General features: G+C 35.8%; 24 protein-coding genes and 1 pseudogene. 4 read left to right on the top strand and 21 right to left on the bottom strand.

Annotated elements, in window-relative coordinates; all coding sequences use genetic code 11:
- The 17 genes and pseudogenes from M2139_RS06865 to M2139_RS06785 form a co-directional block, all read right to left on the bottom strand.
- A partial coding sequence (locus M2139_RS06865) for a helix-turn-helix domain-containing protein (RefSeq protein WP_280738008.1) occupies nucleotides 1-237 on the bottom strand: 237 nt, incomplete at its 3' end.
- A gap of 104 nt (nucleotides 238-341) precedes the next feature.
- Entirely contained in the window at nucleotides 342-1,634 is a 1,293-nt protein-coding gene (locus M2139_RS06860) for an adenylosuccinate synthase (RefSeq protein WP_280738009.1), read from the bottom strand.
- Between the two features lie 986 nt (nucleotides 1,635-2,620).
- Nucleotides 2,621-2,998: a hypothetical protein gene (locus M2139_RS06855; RefSeq protein ID WP_280738010.1), complete on the bottom strand. Its 378-nt coding sequence runs from the start codon at nucleotides 2,996-2,998 to the stop codon at nucleotides 2,621-2,623.
- A gap of 114 nt (nucleotides 2,999-3,112) precedes the next feature.
- Nucleotides 3,113-4,477 (bottom strand): replicative DNA helicase, encoded by a 1,365-nt coding sequence (dnaB, locus tag M2139_RS06850; RefSeq protein ID WP_280738011.1) that lies wholly within the window; start codon nucleotides 4,475-4,477, stop codon nucleotides 3,113-3,115.
- Between the two features lie 195 nt (nucleotides 4,478-4,672).
- The gene (rplI, locus tag M2139_RS06845) at nucleotides 4,673-5,125 is read right to left on the bottom strand and encodes a 50S ribosomal protein L9 (RefSeq protein ID WP_280738012.1); all 453 of its coding nucleotides are present in this window, start codon (nucleotides 5,123-5,125) and stop codon (nucleotides 4,673-4,675) included.
- 251 nt (nucleotides 5,126-5,376) lie between these two features.
- On the bottom strand, nucleotides 5,377-5,613 hold the full coding sequence (gene rpsR, locus M2139_RS06840; RefSeq protein ID WP_122645965.1) for a 30S ribosomal protein S18: 237 nt from the start codon (nucleotides 5,611-5,613) through the stop codon (nucleotides 5,377-5,379).
- A 23-nt stretch (nucleotides 5,614-5,636) separates the two neighbouring features.
- Complete coding sequence (gene ssb, locus M2139_RS06835) at nucleotides 5,637-6,182, bottom strand: single-stranded DNA-binding protein (protein WP_280738013.1); 546 nt, start codon at nucleotides 6,180-6,182, stop codon at nucleotides 5,637-5,639.
- 45 nt (nucleotides 6,183-6,227) lie between these two features.
- Entirely contained in the window at nucleotides 6,228-6,533 is a 306-nt protein-coding gene (rpsF, locus tag M2139_RS06830) for a 30S ribosomal protein S6 (protein WP_280738014.1), read from the bottom strand.
- A gap of 164 nt (nucleotides 6,534-6,697) precedes the next feature.
- Nucleotides 6,698-6,955, bottom strand: a pseudogene (locus M2139_RS06825) (Txe/YoeB family addiction module toxin).
- A gap of 22 nt (nucleotides 6,956-6,977) precedes the next feature.
- Nucleotides 6,978-7,208, bottom strand: coding sequence for a type II toxin-antitoxin system Phd/YefM family antitoxin (locus M2139_RS06820; protein WP_280738015.1), 231 nt, complete (start codon nucleotides 7,206-7,208; stop codon nucleotides 6,978-6,980).
- A gap of 224 nt (nucleotides 7,209-7,432) precedes the next feature.
- Nucleotides 7,433-8,887 carry a glycoside hydrolase family 1 protein gene (locus M2139_RS06815; protein ID WP_280738016.1) on the bottom strand — a complete coding sequence of 485 codons (1,455 nt, stop codon included), beginning with the start codon at nucleotides 8,885-8,887 and terminating at the stop codon, nucleotides 7,433-7,435.
- Nucleotides 8,888-8,911: 24 nt separating this feature from the next.
- Nucleotides 8,912-9,952, bottom strand: coding sequence for a tyrosine-protein phosphatase (locus M2139_RS06810; protein WP_280738017.1), 1,041 nt, complete (start codon nucleotides 9,950-9,952; stop codon nucleotides 8,912-8,914).
- Between the two features lie 48 nt (nucleotides 9,953-10,000).
- Nucleotides 10,001-11,293 (bottom strand): PTS transporter subunit EIIC, encoded by a 1,293-nt coding sequence (locus tag M2139_RS06805; protein ID WP_280738018.1) that lies wholly within the window; start codon nucleotides 11,291-11,293, stop codon nucleotides 10,001-10,003.
- 19 nt (nucleotides 11,294-11,312) lie between these two features.
- Nucleotides 11,313-11,606, bottom strand: a complete 294-nt coding sequence (locus tag M2139_RS06800) for a PTS sugar transporter subunit IIB (protein ID WP_280738019.1) — start codon at nucleotides 11,604-11,606, stop codon at nucleotides 11,313-11,315.
- Entirely contained in the window at nucleotides 11,603-11,938 is a 336-nt protein-coding gene (locus tag M2139_RS06795) for a PTS lactose/cellobiose transporter subunit IIA (protein ID WP_280738020.1), read from the bottom strand. Before M2139_RS06795 ends, M2139_RS06800 begins: the two co-directional genes overlap by 4 nt.
- Nucleotides 11,939-11,948: 10 nt before the next feature.
- The gene (locus tag M2139_RS06790) at nucleotides 11,949-13,796 is read right to left on the bottom strand and encodes a PRD domain-containing protein (RefSeq protein WP_280738021.1); all 1,848 of its coding nucleotides are present in this window, start codon (nucleotides 13,794-13,796) and stop codon (nucleotides 11,949-11,951) included.
- Nucleotides 13,797-14,225: 429 nt separating this feature from the next.
- A complete protein-coding gene (locus tag M2139_RS06785) occupies nucleotides 14,226-14,693 on the bottom strand; it encodes a hypothetical protein (RefSeq protein WP_280738022.1) in 468 nt (155 codons plus the stop codon).
- 306 nt (nucleotides 14,694-14,999) lie between these two features.
- Here M2139_RS06785 and M2139_RS06780 point away from each other — a divergent pair, with 306 nt between their 5' ends.
- A complete protein-coding gene (locus M2139_RS06780; RefSeq protein ID WP_280738023.1) occupies nucleotides 15,000-15,386 on the top strand; it encodes a hypothetical protein in 387 nt (128 codons plus the stop codon).
- Between the two features lie 201 nt (nucleotides 15,387-15,587).
- Here M2139_RS06780 and M2139_RS06775 read toward each other — a convergent pair whose 3' ends face one another.
- A complete protein-coding gene (locus M2139_RS06775) occupies nucleotides 15,588-16,532 on the bottom strand; it encodes a 2-dehydropantoate 2-reductase N-terminal domain-containing protein (protein ID WP_280738024.1) in 945 nt (314 codons plus the stop codon).
- Nucleotides 16,533-16,932: 400 nt separating this feature from the next.
- On the opposite strand from M2139_RS06775, the gene M2139_RS06770 reads away from it, so the two are divergent.
- The 3 genes from M2139_RS06770 to M2139_RS06760 all read left to right on the top strand — a co-directional run bounded on the left by M2139_RS06770 (nucleotide 16,933) and on the right by M2139_RS06760 (nucleotide 18,443).
- On the top strand, nucleotides 16,933-17,442 hold the full coding sequence (locus M2139_RS06770; protein ID WP_280738025.1) for a TetR/AcrR family transcriptional regulator: 510 nt from the start codon (nucleotides 16,933-16,935) through the stop codon (nucleotides 17,440-17,442).
- Nucleotides 17,443-17,564: 122 nt separating this feature from the next.
- Nucleotides 17,565-17,942: a hypothetical protein gene (locus M2139_RS06765; RefSeq protein WP_280738026.1), complete on the top strand. Its 378-nt coding sequence runs from the start codon at nucleotides 17,565-17,567 to the stop codon at nucleotides 17,940-17,942.
- Between the two features lie 102 nt (nucleotides 17,943-18,044).
- Entirely contained in the window at nucleotides 18,045-18,443 is a 399-nt protein-coding gene (locus M2139_RS06760) for a DUF5301 domain-containing protein (RefSeq protein WP_280738027.1), read from the top strand.
- A 333-nt stretch (nucleotides 18,444-18,776) separates the two neighbouring features.
- Here the strand turns inward: M2139_RS06760 and M2139_RS06755 are convergent, their stop codons facing one another.
- The 3 genes from M2139_RS06755 to gyrA form a co-directional block, all read right to left on the bottom strand.
- The gene (locus M2139_RS06755) at nucleotides 18,777-19,535 is read right to left on the bottom strand and encodes a Fic family protein (RefSeq protein ID WP_280738028.1); all 759 of its coding nucleotides are present in this window, start codon (nucleotides 19,533-19,535) and stop codon (nucleotides 18,777-18,779) included.
- Between the two features lie 88 nt (nucleotides 19,536-19,623).
- The gene (locus M2139_RS06750; RefSeq protein ID WP_280738029.1) at nucleotides 19,624-19,875 is read right to left on the bottom strand and encodes a hypothetical protein; all 252 of its coding nucleotides are present in this window, start codon (nucleotides 19,873-19,875) and stop codon (nucleotides 19,624-19,626) included.
- A 134-nt stretch (nucleotides 19,876-20,009) separates the two neighbouring features.
- Entirely contained in the window at nucleotides 20,010-22,550 is a 2,541-nt protein-coding gene (gene gyrA, locus M2139_RS06745) for a DNA gyrase subunit A (protein WP_280738030.1), read from the bottom strand.
- Nucleotides 22,551-22,678: the final 128 nt, after the last annotated feature.

Genomic DNA, 22,678 nt, shown 5'->3' with positions numbered 1-22,678 from the left:
TTCCTTTACTGCCTTTTCTAACTTATCAGAAGTAGATAATTCTCTTTCTGATGGACGTCCTGAAGAAAAATTTAGCCTCTCAACCTCGCCACTTAGGTACCACTTTTTCCATTTGTAAATAGTTCCTCTGCTAGAAATTTGAAATTCTTCACGAAGTGAAGCTGCACTTTCACCGTTTAAAAATCTTTTAATAATTTGAATTTTAAGTTCAGTTGGGTAAAAATTATGTTTTGACATCAGAAAACACCTCCAAATTTATTTTACTAAATTTGAGGTGCTCTTTTTTAGTTGTATCTAATTATAGTGGCAGTTCCAATTTCCAGAATGTCTTTTTATTTATCTTAAACTTGCGCCCAGACGCTTTCCAAAATATTGGTTTGATTACGGTCAGGTCCAACAGAGAAAGTTGAAATCCGTACCCCCACCAACTCGGAAACGCGGCGAACATAGTTGCGGGCATTTTCTGGTAAGTCGGCTAAAGTTTTACAACCAGTAATATCTTCTGACCAACCTGGCAACTCTTCATAAATTGGTTTACAACGATTTAATTCCTTCAAGCTAGCGGGATAATGATAAATTTCTTTGCCGTCTAACTCATAAGCCGTACAAATTTTCACGGTTTCTAAACCACTCAACACATCAATTGAGTTCAATGATAAATTAGTAATTCCTGAAACCCGGCGAGAATGACGCATCACTACCGAATCAAACCAGCCCACCCGACGTGGACGACCAGTTGTTGTGCCGTATTCCCGACCAACTTCACGAATTTGGTTGCCTGTTTCATCAAATAATTCCGTTGGGAAAGGGCCATCCCCTACCCGAGAAGTATAGGCTTTACAAACCCCCACGACTTTATCAATTTTAACTGGGCCAACGCCGCTACCAATCGTTACGCCACCAGCAACCGGATTGGAAGAAGTTACAAAAGGATAAGTTCCTTGGTCAATATCCAACATTACCCCTTGCGCCCCTTCAAATAAAACCCGTTTGCCTTCATCTAAAGCATCATTCAAAATAACTGAAGTATCGGTAACGTATTGCTTAATTTGTTGGCCATAAGCATAATATTCTTCAAAAATTTCTTCAAAAGCCAAAGGTTGGCTATCGAACATTTTGGTAAACAAACGATTTTTTTCTTCTAAATTAATCCGTAAACGTTCTTCAAAAATTTCTTTATCTAATAAATCCGCAATCCGAATCCCGATGCGGGCCGCTTTATCCATATAAGCAGGGCCGATGCCTTTAATGGTTGTGCCGATTTTGTTGTCGCCTTTCGCATCTTCTTGCAACTGATCCAATTGAATATGATAAGGTAAAATCACATGAGCCCGATCAGAAATTCGCAAATTATCCGTGGTTACTTTTTGTTCATGCAAATACGCTAATTCTTTCACTAAAGATTTAGGATTCACCACAACGCCATTACCAATCACGCTAATTTTGTCCTTGTAAAAAATCCCTGATGGAATTAAATGCAATTTATAAGTTACTCCATCAAATTTAATCGTATGGCCAGCATTGTCGCCGCCTTGATAACGAGCAATCACTTCCGCATTTTCACTTAAAAAATCGGTAATTTTGCCTTTACCTTCGTCGCCCCATTGCGTTCCAACTACAACTACTGATGACATGGAAACACCTCTATCTAAATTATTTATGGACCAGCTGAACAACTTATTTCAGCATTCCGTTAATATTTTAACAGTAAAACAGCTGATATTCAATTAAAAGTCGAAAATTAAAATAAAAAAACGATTATTATTTGATTAAACACGAACATTACAGTAAAAAATGCTATATTATTGTCAAAACATTAATTGTAAAAAAACTAGTCATTTCTTCCTAATGTTTTATCCCCATAAAATAAAGTTATCCACTATCTCACATTTTACAAACATACGTTCTTTTTAGCTGTTTAACTTTTCTAGCTAAAGCACTACACTCCAGTCTTATCAAGCTTTTTAAAGTAATTTATACCTTCTGATAAACTGTTATCCTAAAGCTACTTATCCACACCTTATGCACATGTGGATAAAACGAATAAACGTTCTTTTTTAGTTATCCACAAGCTTAGCCTTAATCTCATAAAAAAAAGCGAGAAAACAATTAATGTTTTCTCGCTTTTCTATATTCATTTAAACAAATAAATTATAAGAGGCATAACATATTAAAATGAAACCCATTAACGTTGAATTATCAAAAAACGGATTCCCGAATTTAATATAGTAAATGCTCTCTAATAATAAGATGATTATGCCCATTACTAATATAAAGTAAAAGGCTAACTTTAATAAATCAATAGATTTATTACATATAATAAGCATGATACCCACTCCTTACCACTTACTTTTTCGAGAAATCCACTGTTAAGTATTTACCGTCTTTATCTAAATAGAAAGCACAGTTCTCGGTTTTCACCCGTAGATAACCAGTCATGAAGATATTAACATCTAGCTGCGCTTCTTGATCATCTTTAATTGTGCGATAATCTTCTGGCTTAAATTACTTTTTTACCTTCTACATTATAGAAAGTTGTTGAGCCGTCTTCTTCTTCAATGTTGAACTTTTGATTAGAGATGGTGGCATTTTCAACGCTACCTTTACGGGGAGCGAACATTTACTTACCAGTTTTATCAATCATGCGAGCTTTATCCACCACCGCTGAACCATTCACAAAATTAGTATTAGGAAATTCTTTGTCAGCTAAAGAAAATTTAATTTTCCCTTGTTCATCAATTAGATGCCAACAATCTTTTTGATAGACCCAAGCGACTTTATCAGAAAAGCTGCGAGCATCTTGAAAAAGCTGTGTGGTGCTAGCTGTTTTAGAAGTTATTTCTAAAGGATGCTCTTCATCCTTTTTGGCAGTTGTTTCGCTAGTTGCCTGATTAGCTATATTATCGCTATTCTCAGTCGTGCTGCTACTTGTATTCCCATTACAAGCCGTCAGTAATACTACTGAACTAAAAATTAGCGGGAGTATTTTTTTCTTCATATCGTTCCACCTTGAATTAATCTTCGTTATTTTATTTTACTATAAATGTTCCTTTAATGAAACACTTGCTAAAATAAAACCTCTGTCGCAGTTTCCCACAGCAGAGGCTATTTCTTAATACTCTTCTCGTAAAGAAATCGAAGAGAATTTATTATATTCTTTAATAAAGAGCAACTCAACGGTTCCTCGAGCACCACTCCGGTTTTTCTCAATGATTACTTCCACGATATTATCGTTTTCTGGTGGTTCATAATCGCCATCTTCGCTGCCCCGCTCATAATAATCATCTCGATATAAGAAAGCTACGATATCGGCATCCTGCTCAATTGACCCAGACTCCCGAATATCACTTAGGACTGGTCGTTTATCTTGTCGCTGCTCAACTCCCCGTGAAAGCTGAGATAGCGCGATTACTGGTACTTTTAATTCTTTTGCAAGCTTTTTCAACTGACGAGAAATTTCTGAAACTTCTTGTTGCCGGTTTTCACGGCCCGTTCCTTCAATCAGCTGCAAATAGTCAATCAGAATCAAGCCAAGATTGCCTTTTTCTTGCGCTAACTTACGGCATTTGGCACGAATTTCAGAAATTTTAATCCCTGGGGTATCATCAATGTAAATATTAGCATTTGACAGGCTCCCCATGGCCATCATTAAGTTGTCCCACTCTTCTTCTGTCAGTTGCCCTGTTCGCAAGTGGCTGGCTTCTATGGAGCCCTCAGCACACAACATCCGGTTAACTAAAGACTCCGCCCCCATTTCCAAACTGAAAATAGCTACTGAACGGTCAGTTTTAGTGCCGACGTTTTGAGCAATGTTTAAAGCAAAGGCGGTTTTCCCGACGGCAGGTCGGGCAGCTAAGATGATTAACTCTTCCGGTTGGAAACCAGCGGTCATTTTATCTAACGCTTGATAACCAGTTGGTAAACCGGTAATTTCTTCATCGTTACTGGCTAAACTTTCAATGTTTTCAATGGTATTAGCTAAGACATCAGAAATTTTCAAGAAACCGCTACGATTTCTTTTTTCCGCAACTTCCAGAATGCTTTTTTCCGCATCATCTAAAATTGTTTGAACATCTTCCCCTTGTTCAAAACCATTAGTTACTATAGTAGTAGCTGTTTGAATTAAACTCCGCAACAAAGACTGCTCTTCGACAATTTTAGCATAGTGAGCCAAGTTAGCCGCGGTCGGTACCGCTGTAACTAACTCCGTCAAATAGCCTAAGCCACCGACATCCTCTAGCAAATGATCTTGTTCCAAGCGAGCTTGCATGGTAATAATATCAATGGCTTCATTGCGATTGCTTAAATCAACCATCGTTTGGAAAATGATTTGATGACTACGACGATAAAAATCTTTTGCTTCTATATATTCTAATGCTTCAATTAAAGTATCGGATTCCAAAAATATTGAACCAAGAACGGCTTGTTCAGCTTCAATATTTTGCGGTGGAATCCGATCTTGCCAAACTTCACTCATATGTACAACGCTCCTAATCATCTCACTTAAATATTACACCAAAACAAGCTTCACTTCATAAATGAAACAAGCTAGCCTATCTATTTTACAAAAAAAAGCCAGCTAAATCAACTTATTAAAAACAAGCAGGCAAGAGCATTACCAACTGTTTTAGCTGTTAAAACAATTGGTAATGTCACTCTCACCGCTACTTGATTACTCTTGAACTACGTGAACTTTAATTTTAGCAGTTACTTCATGATGCAGTTTCACAGAAATATTGCTATAACCTAATGTTTTAATTGGTTCAGGCATGTCCATTTTACGTTTATCAAGTTTAATGCCATATTGTTTATTCAAAGCTTCCGCTACTTGTTTTGAAGGAATTGAACCGAATAAACGGCTATCTTCTCCAGCTTTGGCTTTAATTTCTACTACCGTTTCTTCTTTTTCTAAAACGACTTTTAAATCTTTGGCTTCTTGTAAAACTTCAGCGTCTTGTTTTTCTTTAGCACGTTTTTGACCAGCCACTTCACTCAAAGCACTTTTATTAGCTTCTTTAGCTAGACCATTTTTCAGAAGAAAGTTATTGGCATAGCCAGTTGGTACTTCTTTAATCTCACCTTTTTTACCTTTACCTTTAACATCTTTCAAAAAAACAACTTTCATATCTATACCTACCTTTCTATACCACATCAGAAATACCTGTGGCTAAAAAGCCCATGATTCCTAATGCTAAGCCAGTATCTTTATTTTTGCTTACCTACTAGTATACTAGAAAAAACGACTGATAGGAAATCAAAATTGCCCATTCCAGAAAAATGTTTCACGTGAAACATCCAACTTTTAAAACATAAAAAAAGTTGCAATTTCACTTACTTAAAAGCGAAATTACAACTTCAACATTTATCATTATATAATTATTCTTCACCAACGAAAGGTAATAATCCCATAATACGTGCACGTTTGATTGCTACTGTTAATTTGCGTTGGTTTTTCGCACCAGTACCAGTTACACGACGTGGTAAAATTTTTCCGCGTTCAGAAATAAATCTTTTTAGTAATTCCACATCTTTATAATCAATATGTTCGATATGGTTTGCTGCAATATAATCTACTTTGCGACGTTTACGTCCGCCTCTTCTTTGTTGTGCCATCCTATTTCCCTCCTTTATAACTTTTAGAATGGTAAATCATCATCAGAAATATCAATGCTTGTGCCAGCGGCAAACGGATCAACATCACGGCTGAAATTCGGCATTGTATTTTGTGATGCTTGAGATGCTTGATTAAATCCTTGACTGTTGCCCAAATCGTTATTAGGAGCTTGAGTATTGACATTGTTATTATTGTTGTAGTTATTGTTTGAATAACCACCACCAGAACTTTGTCTTTGTTCAGAAACAGTTTTTGATTCTAACATTTGGAAATTGTCAGCCACAACTTCTGTTACATAAACTTTTTGACCTTGCTGATTATCATAAGAACGCGTCTGGATTCGACCAGTTACACCAATCAGTGAACCTTTACGACCAAAATTCGCCAATGTTTCCGCAGATTTGCGCCAAATAACGCAATTAATGAAATCTGCTTCTCTATTCCCATCTTGACTTGTATAACTACGATTCACTGCCAAGGTAAAAGTTGCCACGGCAATTCCACTTGATGTGTATCGTAAATCAGGGTCTTTCGTTAGTCTTCCAACTAAAACGACATTGTTAATCAATTTGACATCCCCTCTCGTAAGAAATGTTTCACGTGAAACAATTAATTATGCTTCTTCTTCTTTAACGATCATGTGACGAATAATATCGTCATTGATCTTAGCAAGACGATCAAACTCGTTGATTGCACTTGCAGTTGAAGGAGCAGAAACTTTCACGATATGGTAGATTCCTTCGTTGAATCCGTTCATTTCGTACGCTAGACGGCGTTTTTCCCAATCTTTAGATTCGATAACTTCAGCTCCGTTATCAGTTAAGATTGCATCAAAACGTGCTACTAAGGCAGCTTTTGCTTCTTCATCAATGTTCGGACGAATAATATATAAGATTTCATATTTCGTTGCTTGACTCATTGATATTTCACCTCCCTATGGACTTAGGCTTTTAATCATTGTTAAAAGCAAGGAGAAGCTATTTTCATAGACTACTCACAGAATTACATTATACAAAAAAAACATTGAGAAATCAATTTTTTTTTTAGTTAATTTGAAATTAAGTTGGGTAGGAGTTAGAATCATCAATTATAATACCCTTTACAAGCTAAAATGTTAATTACATCTTCCTCTACAGAACAAATTAGACGATCAACATCATTGATTCTCCTTGATCAGTAACCAGTATAGTCAAATCTTAACGATTCAGATTTTCCTAAGCCAACAAATGGTGTTGATTCAATGTCTCTAATCAACTTGTTTATCCGTTTTAAAGTTTTTCTATCTTGATTTTGCCAATATAAATAATCTGACCATGCGTTATCTGTAAAAATTTTCAACATAGTTAGTCACTCAATAAGTCTTTCACTTTTTTTCTTGCTCAAGTTGACGTTTCGATTCATCCAACCAAGACTTATTCTTTTTATTACCTAGAACATATTGATTTTCAATCAAGTTTTGATACTCTTTTTCAGAAAGAATCACAACATTTTCATCATTTTTGCGAGTAATAATAATTGAAGTAAAATCATTAGTTACTTCATCTAAATATTTTTTCATATTTTCTCTAAAATTAGAGTAGTTAGTTGCTAACATTAGCATCACCTCTAACACTGATTGTAACACGAACGTAAAAAAAGTACGATAAATTGTACTTTCCAAGAATAGCTTTATCCATAATTAATCAGCGGAGTTCTCGTAATAAATCATAGTTGATATAAGTGTTTTTTTACTTCCACTAATACATACGCTGTATTTTTTTCAAAATATACTAAAACAGGTGTAAAATCAGCAATGACTGATTTTACACCTGTTTTCCTTTATTCTAGCTGTTGCCCATTACTAGCTATTACCCCTTGATACCAGTAAAAACTTTTCTTTTTAAAACGCTGTTTAGTTCCACCACCAGCATTATCTTGATCTACATAAATAAAACCGTAGCGTTTCTCCATTTCAGAAGTGCCAGCGCTAATAATATCAATTCCTGACCACGGTTGATAACCGATCACTTTCGCACCATCTTGAATAGCTTCAGCAATTTGGCGAAGATGCTCTCGATGGTAAGCAATGCGATAATTATCTTGAACACCACCATTTACAAACTCATCCCGATAACCTAAGCCATTTTCAGCAATCACTAAAGGTAAATTGCGATAACGACTTGCCAATTTCCGTAAAACAATACGCAAACCAACTGGATCAATTTGCCACCCCCACTCAGAAGTTTCTAAATAGGGGTTTCGGGATTCTTCACTCATATTCCAAGTGATTTCATCTAAAATATTAGGCATTTGTTGATTACGAACAGTGGTCAAATAGTAACTAAAAGCTAAGAAATCAATCCGATTTTCTTTCAATAAAAGCAAATCTTCTGGCAAAATTTCCAACTGAATCTCATGCTCCGCAAAATAGCGTTTAATGTAAGTACTATACTCCCCGAAAACCATCACATCTGATAAATATAGTTGGGCATCGTCATTGTCAAGACAAGCTAAAACATCTTCTGACTGTGGTGTTTGCGGATAAGCCGTCATTTCATAATTCATAGAACCAATCATAAAATTTGGATTGACTTTTTTACCAATTTCGATGGCTTTAGCATTTGCTACCAGCTGATGATGCAGGCTTTGAAATTTGACTTGCTCAATATCTGGATGTTCAGCTTTAATTAACCCTAAGGATAGATAAGCATCTGTTAAACCTGAATTAATTTGGTTAAAGGTAATCCAGTATTTAACTTTATCCCGATAACGCTGAAAAATTGCCGTGACAAATTTTTCAAAGAAATTAATCACTTGGCGATTATGCCACCCGCCATATTCCAACACTAACTTCATTGGCATTTCATAGTGAGAAATCGTGATAATTGGCTCAATGTCATTCGCTAACAATTCATCAAATAAATCATCATAAAACTGTAAACCAGCTTCATTAGCCTGCGCCTCATCACCGTTAGAGAAAATCCGCGTCCAAGCAATTGAAGTGCGAAAAGAATTTAACCCTAATTCTTTCAACAGCTGAATATCGGTTTTATAGGTATGATAAAAATCAATCCCCCAACGCTTAGGATAATTGCCTTGTAAATCATGAAGTCCCGCTAATAACGTTGCTCGTTGATCAAAATCAGGTATATCGGTGGCTGAAGTTAATTCAATAAATGGCACTACATCATCTTGAGAAACGCCTTTACCGCCAGCTTGCCAAGCACCTTCCAGCTGATTCGCCGCCACAGCTGCTCCCCACAAGAATTTTTTGGGAAAAATTTCTGCTTTCACGCTACCATCCCTCTCATTCTCAAATTAATATAGAAATTTCTGTTGTAACGCCATAATTTGTTCTTCTGAAATCCCTAAAACTTTCGTTAAGAATTTATCTGCGCCACCTAATTTTTCCATTTCATCAAAAGCTGCTTCAAAATATAATGCTTTGGTGTCCATTAAGCCGCTAAGGTAGTTTAAAACATCAGGATGATCCGTATAAACACGATACTCATCCATGCGTTTCACATTCCGCTGCTGCATATTTTCTTTAGTTAACAGATAATCTTGCAAGATTACTTCTTTTGACACTCCTAAAGCCATTAAAAAGACGATTGCCGCAAAGCCTGCGCGATCCTTACCACCTTTACAATGCTCCAACAAGGGCGTGCTGTCTTCTTCTAACAATAACTCTAAAAAGCGCCGATATTGTTTATTAGCAATTTCCGTTGAAACCAGTTCGCGCATTTGTAATGCCATTTCATCTAAACGACTAGCAAAATAAGCTGGCCCTTCTGGACTGTTGGCTATCGCCACTAATTTGCTAACTTTTTCTTGATCATCTACTAAATTACCGGTAGCTAAAGCGGCTACTTCGGCGTTAGGATTCAAATAAACGTAGTTAACCCCAGCTATTTCTCGATCAGGTGCATCAGCTATTTCATTTTCACCCCGAAAATCAACTACCGTACGCAAATTCATTCTTTCTAAATCCTTTACATCTTGATCCGTCAACTGATATAAAGCATCTGAACGGAAAACTTGTCCCCATTTGACAGTCTGACCAGTTTTCGTTTGATAACCACCTAAATCACGGGTATTAAACGTGCCAGCTAACGAAAGATTGCGCAAAGCAACAATTTTAGTTATCTCAGCATATTGATAAACATAGTACTGACGAAATTCTTCATCAGCTGCACTTTTCGCAAATTCCAGCGTGTTCCCTGTAAAAGTTCCTACCAACTCTTTATTGGCAACAGTCAAAGTTGGTTGCTCTCCCCGAAAAACGGTAATTTCGGCATTATCGGGGATTTCTGCATCTTCAATCACTAATTTCCCTTGTTTTTCAAAAATTTTTGTCATGTATTATGCGATCCTTTCTAGTAAATACAGTGATTTTTCAATAAAATTTTAAGCTGTCGCTTGTAGTTCTTTTTCTCGCAAATCTTCTTCAGCAATTTTTTGTTTATCTAACACTTTCAAGAAAGGAATGTAGATTAAAATAACTGCTATAAACTGAATGATTTGAACAACCACGCCAGCGAAACCACCGGCAATGAAACCACTAATAAATGGTGGCATCGACCACGGTAAATCAACAGCAACTCTCGGTAAGAAACCAATCGTAGTGGCAAAATAAGCAATTGCAATACAAATTACAGGTGCTAAAGACATTGGTAGAAAAATTAGCGGTTGGAAAACCATGGGAATCCCGAATTTCATCGGTTCACTAATACCAAAGGCTCCTGGAACAAATGAAACTTGGCCAATCGCTTTTAACTGTTTACTGTGAACAAAGAACAGCAGCAAACAAGCTAACGCTAAATGGCGTGGTCCTTTGTAAATATTCAAGAAATAAGAGTTTAAAATGAAAGGTAAAGGTTCTCCCGAAGCTAAAGCTTGCGTATTAGCAATCGCTAAAGGCATGTATAAGGTCGCTGTGATAGCAGAAGTTACATTACTACCATGAATACCAAACCACCAGAAAACTTCACCGATAAAGCAAATCAATAGCATTGTCGCTAAAGAACCACTGGCACCTTCTAAAGGTTTTTGTAAAACGGTATAAATACAAGAATGAATATCACCATAACTCGTTTTCGCAAAAACAAAATTCACCCCAATAAATAAAACAGCAATTAAGATGAAAGAAATCAAAGACTCAAAAGAAGATGAAATAACAGGCGGTACAGCACTAGGCATTTTAATTTTAATGCCTTTATCTATCATCAAAACATACAATCTAGTAGCTACTAACGCTACAATCATCCCCACGAACATTCCGCGTGAACCAAGATAAGATAACGTAAAGGCTGAAACAGAAGAATCTCCTACTTCAAAAACCGTTAATGGCGTTACAATGAAAAAGGCTAATAAAGAAATAAGAATAGCATTCATTTGATTTTTTTTGTAGAAACGCGCCATTTCTGAAGCAAGGGCCGCTACTAAATAAATCGTAATAATCCCATTGGTCATGGTATTTCCTAAATTGATAAAAGGTGCTAAACCTGTATCATCTAAAAACTTCGTATACGCATCAATTGGTAAACTACCAATTAAAGTTAAAATAGACCCCACAATCGTAACTGGTAATAAACGGGCCATCCCAGCAGCAATTGTCTTCACAACTACATTGTTTGAAAAGGCGGTTACCGCCTTATTTAATCTCGGCGCCACCTTTTGGCTAATTGATGAAAAACTCATCGACATTTCCCCCTTTTATTTAATTAATTTTTTCCCAAGCTAAATCTAATACTTTCGCACCGTTCATCATGCCGTAATCAAGGGAATCAATCACCTCAACAGGAATATTAACTTCATTGCGAATATCCTCTAAACGATGGGCAATCTGTGGGCCTAATAAAATAATATTGGCATCTAAATGTTCTTCAATATCCGTTTCCGCTACCGCATTAATGGCTACTTGATAATCTTTTTCCGTTGCTGCTTCTTTCATTTTGTTGACTAACATACTGGTTGAAAAACCACCTGCACAAGCTAATAAAATTTTTTTCATTTTTCCATCTTCCCTTCTAAAACTCTAATTTTTTCTTCTAAATTTTTACCATAACTAATCATTTCAATCGCTAAATCTCGCACAGCTAAAGCCGTCATTAAATGATCTTGCGCATGAACCATTAGTAATGAAACCACTTGGGTATTGCCAGAAACTTCTTCGGTAATTAAGGCTGTCTGACTTTTATGTGCTAAATTAGCGGCTATCTTAGCTTCATTCAACAATTCATCCGCTTTTTCATAAGCACCTTTTTGTGCTTCTTTAATCGCTAAAAGACTTTTACTTCTAGCATTTCCAGCATTTAAAATAATTTCCATAATAACTTCTTCCATCGTTCATCCCTCACCAATATTTTTTCATGTAGCGTTTAAACTCATCAAAGTTAACTAACTGACTAATTCGCTCCACCGAATCTTGTTGCATGATTTTCAATAAAAACTCACTAATTTCCTGATGTAAAAAGAGCTGTTTCTTTTTGATATTGATTAAAAAAATACATTTCACACTTTTATTTTCATAATTAATTCCTTCAGGTAACAAAATCACCATAATGCTGTTCTTTATCGCATTTTGCTTCATACTATGAGGCCCTGCGATACCATAGTCATAAATCGTGGCAAAATCCGTGGCTGCATAACCTAACTGAACCATCTTTTGACTATACTTTTGTAAGATTTGTAAATAATCTTTTTCCGTATTTTCAATAAAAAAGAGCTTTTCATCAAATAAAGGTTGCAAACCTGGCTGCCTTTTCTCATCTTGTAAAACCGCATATAAAATATTGTTTTTCAAGGAAAGAATTTCACTGTCCTCCAAAGTATCACTAATCATAAAGTAAGGAACGGTTCCAAAATCATAAGTTACCGGCGCCGTTGATAAGACTAAATCCACGTTCTGAAAAGCATAGTCATTCGATTCTAAATTATGAATACCTTGAATACTGACAGCCGGAAAAATCGCTTGAATTTTGCTGCTCAATAATAAAGTTTGACCTCGCGTCAAATGCTCAATCAGAACAATCTTTTTAATATCATTGAGCTTTTGTTGATTTCTTCTCTCTTGATGGGCAGCAAAATGAAGGGCTAAATAACCAATTTCATCTCGTGAAAGCTGATGACGGCTTAATTCGCTGTGAAGTTCAATAAATTTCAAACTCACTAAGAAGGCATTGGCATAGCGAATTGAAATCGTTGGTAACACCGGGTTTTTCAACTCTAACCCAAAAGATATTCGTAAAATCATCGGATAAATATGGAATAGCAGATGCTCCAAAAGCAACTCATCTTCTGAAAATGACGTATAGTATTCCTCATCAACTTTTTTCAGAGCATCGACAATCATTGCGGTCTGCTCCACTTTTTTTTGTTCAGGAACACTCTCAGAAGTAGCTTTCCCATAGAGCTGTGAAGCTAATAAATCAACTTCTTGCGGAGCAAATTGGACTTCAAAATTTTCAGCTAAAACTGCCAAAATTTTTTCAGCGATTTGATAAAACTTAGGGGTAATTAATGTTTTATTTACCTTTAGCTCAGTTACTTCATTATGATTCAACGCTCGTGAAACCAAGATTTTCAAATGGGTTAAAATAGATTCCCAAACGTTATCACTTAAAATAATCTCCTGCTCCAACAAAACTTTTTTAACTTGCTCCGTCACGTTAGAAAAATCCAACTGCTCCGCGTGTTCAAAATAACCAATGCTCTCATTTTGCTCATCAATTCCTAAAGAGACAATTTTTGAAAATAATCGGCGAAAATGAATTTCATCCCCTGTTAATTTCATGCCATAATGGGGTTTTGATTGCAGCTGAATTTGATAATCAGCTAAAAGATTTTTAACTTCCCCCAGATCTGTTAAAATCGTTGAGCGACTGACATCTAAGGCATCCGCAATTTGTTGCAAAGAAACATAGTTTTTATTTTGTAGCAACAAATAAACAATCAAAATGACACGTTCTTGTTTGCCAGAAAATTTGCTACCACTTTTTTGATTCATCAAAAAATCTTGAAATTCACAGAAGCGCGCCTTATCAGTAATATGCAGGACATAACCCTTTTTAGTAATCGTTTCAATCTGAAAAGCATATCTGCTCTCATACCCTCTTAACTCACGAAGCAACTGTCGCACTTTTCGTTCAGAAAACTTTAATTTTTCCTGCAATATTTCCACCGAAACAGTATCTTCTTTCATAAGTATCTCAAGGAGAGCCTGCATCTCGTTCATCTTTCATCTTTCAACTCCTTTCCGCTTAGATTTAGGTATTTTTTAACCAGCTATACCAGTTAATGACCACACCTAACAGCATACTTACTTAGTAAGTTTTCGTCTTGCCATTCAGCTCTTTACCTCTGCATTTTTTCACAGGATCTTATTTCAGAAAAGCGTAATATCTGCAAAAAAAATTGCAAGCAACTAACACAATTAATTTGGGTATTTTTTACAGAAAAAAACGCACAAGATTCAGTAGTGTTCCACTGAGTCTTATGTGTTTAGTTAATTTTATATTTCTATTTTTTCAGCGTTTTTAAAACTATTCAGCCATAGAAGATAGCCAAAATCCACCAGTTATGATCAAACTCTCTAGCCAGAAAACAAAAAATGGCAAGCCCACTGAGAATATCAGAGCGAGTACCCCACCAGCATGTGCTGCTTCTGATACCGCTCCTGCAATTCTTTTCGCAAACACAATTGCTGGTAAGTTGCCTGTAAAGCATAGGCTAAAACTAAGCGCTGATTAGCCCTTAACTGCTGATAAATCTTACGGGACATCACTTCTAACTGTACTTTAAAAATAGCGTTAAAATCTACTAAATCTAACACTAAATCTGGCGTAATTTCTTGATAAGCATCCAGATTTTCTCCCTCTTTCACCAGTAAATCTTCAAGTAAACTTGCCAATAATTGTAAGCCATCCGCCATTCTGCCCTCAGCTTGATAGTCCGTATGCTGATATTGTTTGCAATATCGCCACACCCACCAATTATCACTCAACAACAGCTCACCAGTTAAACGCGCCAACAGTTTTTCTAAACAAAAAAACACTTCTTCTCCCGCTGCATTTATTTGTTTAATAAAAAGTTTTGCCATTTGTTTTGCCTTCTTTCTTTTTTACCCTTCACTATATAAACGAAAGTTAGCTAGCAAAATGTCACCCCTTTTTTGAAAAAAATTTATTTATTTTATTTTTTTAATAGACCAAAGTAATTTTAATGTTATTCAAATAAGAGCTAAAAGCCCAATTGAATAACTATTAGCAGTAACTAAATATTTACATTCATTTGAATTGGTATACTTATATATCAACAAATAAAACAAAGTACTATTGACTTTTATCGTAAAGTGGTATATATTAATTATGTAGTTAATAGACAAACAAAATTGGAGGAGAGAATCATGAGAAAACTATTCATTCACTTGTCATTTTTAGCTTTAGTGATTGGCTTGGCTGCTCCTGTAACAGCTTTGGCAAATGAAGCACCGGCAGCAGAAGTAACTGAAACAGTTGTCTATGCCATTCCCGCAGATGCTCAAAATATTACTGCTATTAATTTTGATCGTGGCTTCTTTTCACCAGATATTTATTTAAGTAGTCGTTTAACTAATGCAATTATTTGGGCAGGTGGCGGTGCCGTATCTGTTTTAGTCGCTGCGATTCCGGTTGTCGGTCCGCAAATGGCGCAAGCAGTTGTTAACGCTATCAACAATTATACTGGCTCAGTTGCTAATGGTATTTTCATCCATATCACGAATGGTTGGGTGGATTATATCGCAGCTCAGTAACTTTCATTACGTTATTCCTATGACTTTCACATATAAATAGCACCACACTAAACTTTGGGTATAATTTTTTATACTATCGTAGCTCTCTCCTCCAACCAATCTTGAGGGAGTTACGATCTAACCCTTTCTATCCCATACCGAAAAAGGCTAATCCTTCAAGCGAGAAGAGGATTAGCTTTTTTCATATTATGCTTTTTCATTTTATACCGCAGCTTTACTTGCAAGATATTTTTTAGTGGCTAACGCAACTAAATGATCGAGATTAGGAGCTGGCGTTCCGCTTTGCATTTTAAATTTGGCAAAAGAATCCGCCAGCCCTTTAATTTCCCCATAATCCCCTTCTGCTGACTGCATAATTGGTGTGGCATAAATCATTTTAAAGAGAAACTTGGTTACATGAGCATTGCTAAACAACCTTTTTTGCGCTTTCGGTAAAATGGGATAACCATTATCTTCTAAAATCGCAAAAATCTCTTGATAAGCTTTTCCTGTAACTAATAATAGCTCATTGGCTTTTCTGATTTGCTTTAAATCATTGCCATAATAATAATCTAAACTATTCATCACCACGATAAGCGCTGCATGACTTTTTAACCATTGATCTAACGCTGGATAAGCCAGCCATTTATAGCCAGTATTCGCAAAACAATCATCAAAAAGTTGCTTAGTTTTTACATCTTCAGCAGGACAATTAATCTTCATCTTTCCTTGGTTAAAACGTAAAATCTTGATAAGGTCTGGCTCTCTTGTACCACCAGTATTTTGAAAACCAAAAAGAATATTTTTATCAGGGTTAATCGCCAAAATTTTGGCCTTTAAATCTTCAGTATCCATTTGATTTCCCACAAAAACGATATTTTTACTATTATTTTCAGCAATTGGTTCAATAATTGTCGGAAAATCATTGTATTTCATAGTCACAAAAATCAAATCACAATAATCGAATTTTTTTAAAGTCGCCACTGTTTTCAAATGGTCAGTAGTCGTTTTTCGCTGAATAATATGGGCTAATTTTAATCCTTGCTGATCCAAAATTTCTTTGCGTTTATTTCGTGCTAAAACAAAAACCTCATTTTGCTTATTTTTATTTAAAGCGTAGGCTAAATAACTTCCTTGAATCCCTGCGCCATAAATTAATATTTTCATTGTCGACTCCTTTCAGCTTTTTAGTTAATCTAGCTGCAAGGGCTAACTCTCTTCGGCAAAATGAGAATGAAATTCGTGGCAAAAAACGCCACTATAATTTAATTCTGCATTTTGCTCGAGAGTTGAACGAGCCCTTTCAGCTTTTTAGTTAATCCAGCTACGTGAGTTTACACCGCTCGGCAAAGTGAAAAGAAAATCCGCGGTATAAAACACCGCTAATATTTTATTTTGCACTTTTGCTCGGTTGCAGAACAACTCACGCAGCTTTTTAGTTAATAGACAGTTGTTTATTATTTTTTTGTTCTCATCTATAATATGGATAGGTAAGTTGTTTTTCAATAAACAAAAAGGGGAAACTGTTGATTAATTGACAGTTTGTCAAAGATGATAGGAGTTTATTATGGATCGCAGAGTACGTAAAACGCAAAGTGCTATAAAAACAGCTTTTTTACAGCTGCTTAAAACAAAAGAAGTCAAAGCTATCAAAGTCAGTGAAATTTGCAGCCTTGCCGATATTAATCGCGGTACTTTTTATTTAAATTATTTAGATAAATATGATTTACTGGAAAAAATCATTTCTGAATCCATTGAACGTTTAATTGCTGAATGTAGTGCCACAACCAACACACCACAGGATTCATTAAATCAAACTTTTCAGCTGATTATTGAAAATAAAGCCAATTACCGCACACTAATCTTTGCTGATAAAGAAGGCTTTTTTGCAAAATATTTGACGCAACATATTTTAACTTTAACTGCCACAGAAGACCTCAGAGATAGCGCAGAAGCGATTTTCATCGCTAATGGCATTGTTGGCGTCTTAAACTACTATCTCGCTTCAGAGCGTTCCTCAGAGGCAGTTTTGTATGAAATTGAAAGCATTGTGGAGAAATTTCGGGGAGGAGATTAAGTTTAAACAACATACCTTTTATATTAAAATAGCAATTAAATCTTTTGAATGAGTGCTTTTACAAAGCCTAGTAATTTGTTTTATAATAACAGATATAATTATAACAAAAGGAGCTATCCAAAATGACTACTATCCACGAAGGTTTTCTAATTTTCTTTATGATTTTCGGCGCAAGTCAAATAATCTACGGTCTTATCTATCTTTTAAAAAAGAATGGCTTAACTTTAGCTAAAAAACATTATCAATTTCTCCTGCCAAACGCTACTGATAAACAAATCAAAAACAAAATCTACACAATACTCCTAACTGGTATAGCCTTTTTCATCTTAGCTATTCAAGCCTATTTTAGTCAGCAATTTCCAGTTGTGCTGGCTACACTAGTTTTAGTGCTATTTGTCCTTTCGGCAGCAGTTGACGCTTTTCGCTATAAACGTTGGCAAGCTATTGTCGTTTTCTTAATAGATGCTGCTTTATTAGCCACTTTTCTTATTTTCACTTAAATTATTTAGCTAAATCTTAAATATTTTCAATGTATTTTGAATACGCCTATTACTTATAAAGCGCTTGTGATAGCATACAAGTAAACTAAGCGAGGTACTTTCATGAAACATAAAAAGCTATTTATCAGCCTATTATTCATCGCGCTAGCTGCAATTATTTTTCTTAACTGGCCAAAAGAAAAAATTCAGCTTGCTGAAAATGAATCTGTTAAAGAAATCATGATTGTTGCGCCCTTTGCCGCTAGTGAAACGGTCATAACTGAAGCCAGCGACATAAAAAAAGTCTTACAACCCCTGCGAAATGCTACAAAAACGCGCAGAAGCATCAACAATGACCAACCTCTCACGCAAAATTATTACACAATTAAATTAGCAAAAGCTGATGATACTTCTGATATTTTTTATTTATATGCAGAAGATGATTATTATTTCCTAGAGATTCCTTATCAAGGTATTTATAAATTGGCAAATGAGTTTGAAAATTTTAATTACGAAAACTGAGACAAAAACAGAAGTAGTTTTTCTGTTTTTGCCTCAGTTTTTTCATAATAGGGAGAAATTATTTAAGGTGTTAAGAAACATGATCGAAAAAAATAGTTTAAAGCCTGTCTTTAATTGTAAGGTCTTTTTCTAACCTAATTGATACTCTATCCAAAAAAATACAATAATCATACATCAACTGCAAAATATTTTTTCTGAATCAGCAACATCATTGTAGTAACCTGATAACAACTCATTAAATCGCAAGAAATGTTGTTTAGGAATAGAAAATACTCCCACACCATAATCAAACATCAAATTATTAGCTGTTAATAAAAATTTTCTTTCCTTTAACTAAGTTTTATCATTATTTCTAAATTGTGGCTTCAAGCGTAATGTTTTGGCTGTTTTTTCTTCTGTAATTGGTTTCTTTAATTCAATTAAACGTTCTGCTTTACTTGGTAAAATAGCCATCATTTTTTGAAAAGCTTGCTCTTCAGCTTCAGCCTTTTCTGCTTTGTAATAACGCATTAAGTGAATGGTAAATTCAGCACGGTCTAAATCATTAAAAGGTAAAACTAAATATTCTTCAGTGCTGAAAGTATCATAGGCAGCATTCGCAGCAATTAATGCAGTTCTTTTATTACCATCTTGAAAAGCTTGTAATTTACATAAGCGAGCAAAAACACGCCAAGCATCTACCTCGATTTTATTAGATAACTGATATTCTTTGACAATCTCATCCAGATCAGCTTTTGTAATTATTTCTTTAGGCGTATAAAATTTTTGCGTATTTTCATCAATAATAATCCCTATCCGATCATCTTCGTTGTAATAAGCATTTCGCAAATGCCCCGGCCACTTAGGTTGTTCTGCTGAAGGAGAATCAAACTGTGTATTAATGGCAATAATTCCTTCAGTGCTGAAACCAACTTTCTGAATTGCGGTAATGCTCTTTAACGCATCAGTAAAAATCGCAATATCATCCGCATCTTGCCTTAAAGGTTTAGTTGAATGACTATCTAGCGCCTGTTTTGTTTGTAAAACCGTGCTACCATAACTATTTAAGCTTCCTAATGAAGTAATAAATCTAGCTAAAGCGGTATTATCCATTAAATACAATCCTTTCCTTTAAATTTTCTATTTATGTTTTATCATATCATGAATTTCCCAAAAATAGGCACAGAAATAAATTCTCTGGCTATTTTTTTAATTTTATAAAGTCACTGATTTCTCTTTTAGAAGCTGTCATCAAAACATCATCTTGCCTAACTATCATAAAAAGGGGGAAATCAGTGACCTGTATGCCTGAAATCAATAATTCTTCTTGGTTGTAATTCGTTTCTTTTTTAACAAGATAAAATAATTCTTCGCTATTTTCACAGTAAGAAATTATCTTAGGCTGATAACATTTTTTATAAGTTTTAATCAGTGATTGAATTTCTTCATTCATCTCATTCCCTCTTTTCCTAATTTTCCCTCATTATAGCTCTTTTTTCCTTAACAGTCTTTCATATATCTCAATAAACATAAACCACCCCACCAGCCAGCGTATTCCGCATAACTGATGGGGTGTTATTTTAATTCTTATTCTTCAGTATTTTCTGGCGTTTCAGGTGTTTCAACAGTTTCAGTTGCTTCTGGCGTAGTTGTTTCAACTACTTCTTCAGCGCCTTCAACGATTTCTTCTTCGACTTCTTCAGGAGCTACCATCGCCATCGTCACAACTTTGGTTTCTTCTTCCATTCGCATTAAGCGAACACCTAAAGTTGAACGACCAGTTTGTGAAACGGTACCTACGTTAAAGCGGATAATGACACCTTTATCAGTGATTAACATGATATCTTCATCACCATTAACTGTTGCTAAGCCGGCTAGAGGACCATTTTTAGCAGTGATATTAGCGGTTTTAATTCCTTTACCTCCTCGACCCTTCACTGGGTATTCAGAGACCGCTGTGCGCTTACCATAGCCGTTTTCAGTGATAACTAGGACTTCTTTGCCTGGGTCCATAACGGCTGCGCCGATTACATAGTCATTTTCACGGAGACGAATCCCGCGGACACCGGAAGCTGTTCGGCCCATATCACGAATTGTGGTTTCAGAACAAGTGACTGAGTAACCTAAATGAGTACCCATAATTAAGTTTTGGCTACCGTTTGTTTCGATAACGTTAACTAATTCATCGCCTTCTCTTAAACCAATCGCAATTAAACCATTGCTACGGATATTGGCAAAAGCATTGGCATTTGTCCGTTTAACCGTACCTAAGCGAGTTGTAAAGAATAGGTATTTCTGTTCAGTTCCTTGACCATTAACATTGATAATCGTTTGAATTTTTTCAGCAGAATCAATGCCTAGCAAGTTAATTACCGGAATACCTTTGGCTGTTCGACCATATTCAGGAATTTCATAACCTTTCGCCCGATAAACTTTACCGTTGTTAGTAAAGAATAATAATGTATCGTGAGTTGAACAAGAAACTAGATTTTTGACGAAATCATCATCATGAATCCCCATGCCTTGCACGCCACGACCACCACGGCGTTGTGCTCTAAATTCGCTGTTGGCTACCCGTTTAATATAGCCATTATTTGTTAAAGTAATAACAACTTTTTCTTCTTCGATTAAATCTTCATCTTCAAGACTTAAAACTTCACCAACTAAAAGTTCAGTTCGGCGATCGTCCCCATATTTTTGGGCGATTTCATTTAATTCGGTTTGAATAATTTCTGCTACCCGTTCAGGACGTGCTAAAATATCCGTTAAATCAGCAATTAAAGCCAATAAATCTTGATATTCATTTTCAATTTTTTCCCGTTCCAAACCGGTTAAACGACGTAAACGCATATCTAAAATTGCTTGCGCTTGACGATCAGAAAATTCAAAACGTTCAATCATCGCGGCTTTAGCTTCATCATCCGATTTAGAACCACGAATAATCGCAATAATTTCATCAATATGATCTAAAGCAATCCGTAAACCTTCTAAAATATGAGCTCGCGCTTCAGCTTTTTGTTTATCAAATTCGGTACGACGAACGATAACTTCTTTTTGATGCTCAATATAGTTCTCTAAAATTTGTTTTAATGACAAAATTTTCGGAACGCCTTTTTCAATGGCTAACATATTGAAACCAAATGAAGATTGTAAAGCCGTCATTTTGTATAAGTTATTTAAAATCACTGAAGCACTAACATCGCGGCGAACATCAATAACAATCCGCATGCCTTCACGAGAAGATTCATCCCGTAAATCAGTAATCCCTTCAATCCGTTTTTCCCGATGCAATTCAGAAATTCGTTCAATTAAGCGGGCTTTATTTACCATATAAGGTAATTCAGTCACTAAAATCCGTTCTTTTCCGTTAGGCATTTCAGTAATTTCAACTTTTGCCCGAACGATAATTGAACCTTTCCCTGTTTCATATGCCCGACGAATGCCGGATTTACCCATTACTAAACCGCCTGTGGGAAAGTCAGGTCCAGGTACAGCTTCCATTAATTCTTGTGTTGTGGCTTCTGGATTAGTCATTAAAATGTTAATCGCTTCAACGACTTCTCGTAAATTATGAGGTGGAATATTGGTCGCCATCCCTACCGCAATCCCGGTTGTACCGTTAACTAATAAGTTAGGGAAACGTGCTGGTAAAACATCTGGTTCCCGCTCAGTATCATCGTAGTTACTGTGGAAATCAACGGTATTTTTATTAATATCTCGTAGCATTTCCAACGCCATTTTACTCATGCGGGCTTCGGTATAACGCATCGCCGCCGCGCCATCGCCATCCACCGAACCAAAGTTTCCGTGGCCGTCTACTAACATATAACGGTAGCTAAAGTTTTGCGCCATCCGCACCATTGATTCGTAAATCGCACTATCGCCGTGAGGATGGTATTTACCCATAACATCCCCAACGATCCGGGCTGATTTTTTATGTTGTTTATCAGGGGTTACCCCTAGTTCATTCATTCCGTATAAAATTCGGCGGTGAACAGGTTTTAAGCCGTCCCGCACATCAGGTAAGGCCCGTGACACAATAACACTCATGGCATAATCAATGAAAGAATCTTTCATCTCACTTGTTAAATTGACGTCCTGAATGTTTTCTCTGATTTCTTCACTCAATTAAATTCCCTGCCTCCTCGTTCGTATTAAAGTAATAAATTTCAAAAAAATTTATTTTGATTCTCTCTACGTATATCATTCAACTAAGGTATTTAGACAAGTTGAACTGACATCCTTATTCGTTTTAA

Origin of the sequence: Enterococcus sp. PF1-24, assembly GCF_029893325.1 — a bacterium.
Lineage (GTDB): Bacteria > Bacillota > Bacilli > Lactobacillales > Enterococcaceae > HY326.
This window is presented reverse-complemented; position numbering and strand designations above follow the sequence as displayed.

What these genes read in the sequence shown, in the direction of transcription:
- M2139_RS06860 (WP_280738009.1), bottom strand. Translation starts at nt 1,634, where the DNA reads ATGTCATCAGTAGTTGTAGTTGGAACGCAATGGGGCGACGAAGGTAAA.
- M2139_RS06855 (WP_280738010.1), bottom strand. Translation starts at nt 2,998, where the DNA reads ATGAAGAAAAAAATACTCCCGCTAATTTTTAGTTCAGTAGTATTACTG.
- dnaB (WP_280738011.1), bottom strand. Translation starts at nt 4,477, where the DNA reads ATGAGTGAAGTTTGGCAAGATCGGATTCCACCGCAAAATATTGAAGCT.
- rplI (WP_280738012.1), bottom strand. Translation starts at nt 5,125, where the DNA reads ATGAAAGTTGTTTTTTTGAAAGATGTTAAAGGTAAAGGTAAAAAAGGT.
- rpsR (WP_122645965.1), bottom strand. Translation starts at nt 5,613, where the DNA reads ATGGCACAACAAAGAAGAGGCGGACGTAAACGTCGCAAAGTAGATTAT.
- rpsF (WP_280738014.1), bottom strand. Translation starts at nt 6,533, where the DNA reads ATGAGTCAAGCAACGAAATATGAAATCTTATATATTATTCGTCCGAAC.
- M2139_RS06820 (WP_280738015.1), bottom strand. Translation starts at nt 7,208, where the DNA reads ATGTTAGCAACTAACTACTCTAATTTTAGAGAAAATATGAAAAAATAT.
- M2139_RS06810 (WP_280738017.1), bottom strand. Translation starts at nt 9,952, where the DNA reads ATGACAAAAATTTTTGAAAAACAAGGGAAATTAGTGATTGAAGATGCA.
- M2139_RS06805 (WP_280738018.1), bottom strand. Translation starts at nt 11,293, where the DNA reads ATGAGTTTTTCATCAATTAGCCAAAAGGTGGCGCCGAGATTAAATAAG.
- M2139_RS06800 (WP_280738019.1), bottom strand. Translation starts at nt 11,606, where the DNA reads ATGAAAAAAATTTTATTAGCTTGTGCAGGTGGTTTTTCAACCAGTATG.
- M2139_RS06795 (WP_280738020.1), bottom strand. Translation starts at nt 11,938, where the DNA reads ATGGAAGAAGTTATTATGGAAATTATTTTAAATGCTGGAAATGCTAGA.
- M2139_RS06790 (WP_280738021.1), bottom strand. Translation starts at nt 13,796, where the DNA reads ATGAAAGAAGATACTGTTTCGGTGGAAATATTGCAGGAAAAATTAAAG.
- M2139_RS06785 (WP_280738022.1), bottom strand. Translation starts at nt 14,693, where the DNA reads ATGGCAAAACTTTTTATTAAACAAATAAATGCAGCGGGAGAAGAAGTG.
- M2139_RS06780 (WP_280738023.1), top strand. Translation starts at nt 15,000, where the DNA reads ATGAGAAAACTATTCATTCACTTGTCATTTTTAGCTTTAGTGATTGGC.
- M2139_RS06775 (WP_280738024.1), bottom strand. Translation starts at nt 16,532, where the DNA reads ATGAAAATATTAATTTATGGCGCAGGGATTCAAGGAAGTTATTTAGCC.
- M2139_RS06770 (WP_280738025.1), top strand. Translation starts at nt 16,933, where the DNA reads ATGGATCGCAGAGTACGTAAAACGCAAAGTGCTATAAAAACAGCTTTT.
- M2139_RS06765 (WP_280738026.1), top strand. Translation starts at nt 17,565, where the DNA reads ATGACTACTATCCACGAAGGTTTTCTAATTTTCTTTATGATTTTCGGC.
- M2139_RS06760 (WP_280738027.1), top strand. Translation starts at nt 18,045, where the DNA reads ATGAAACATAAAAAGCTATTTATCAGCCTATTATTCATCGCGCTAGCT.
- M2139_RS06755 (WP_280738028.1), bottom strand. Translation starts at nt 19,535, where the DNA reads ATGGATAATACCGCTTTAGCTAGATTTATTACTTCATTAGGAAGCTTA.
- M2139_RS06750 (WP_280738029.1), bottom strand. Translation starts at nt 19,875, where the DNA reads ATGAATGAAGAAATTCAATCACTGATTAAAACTTATAAAAAATGTTAT.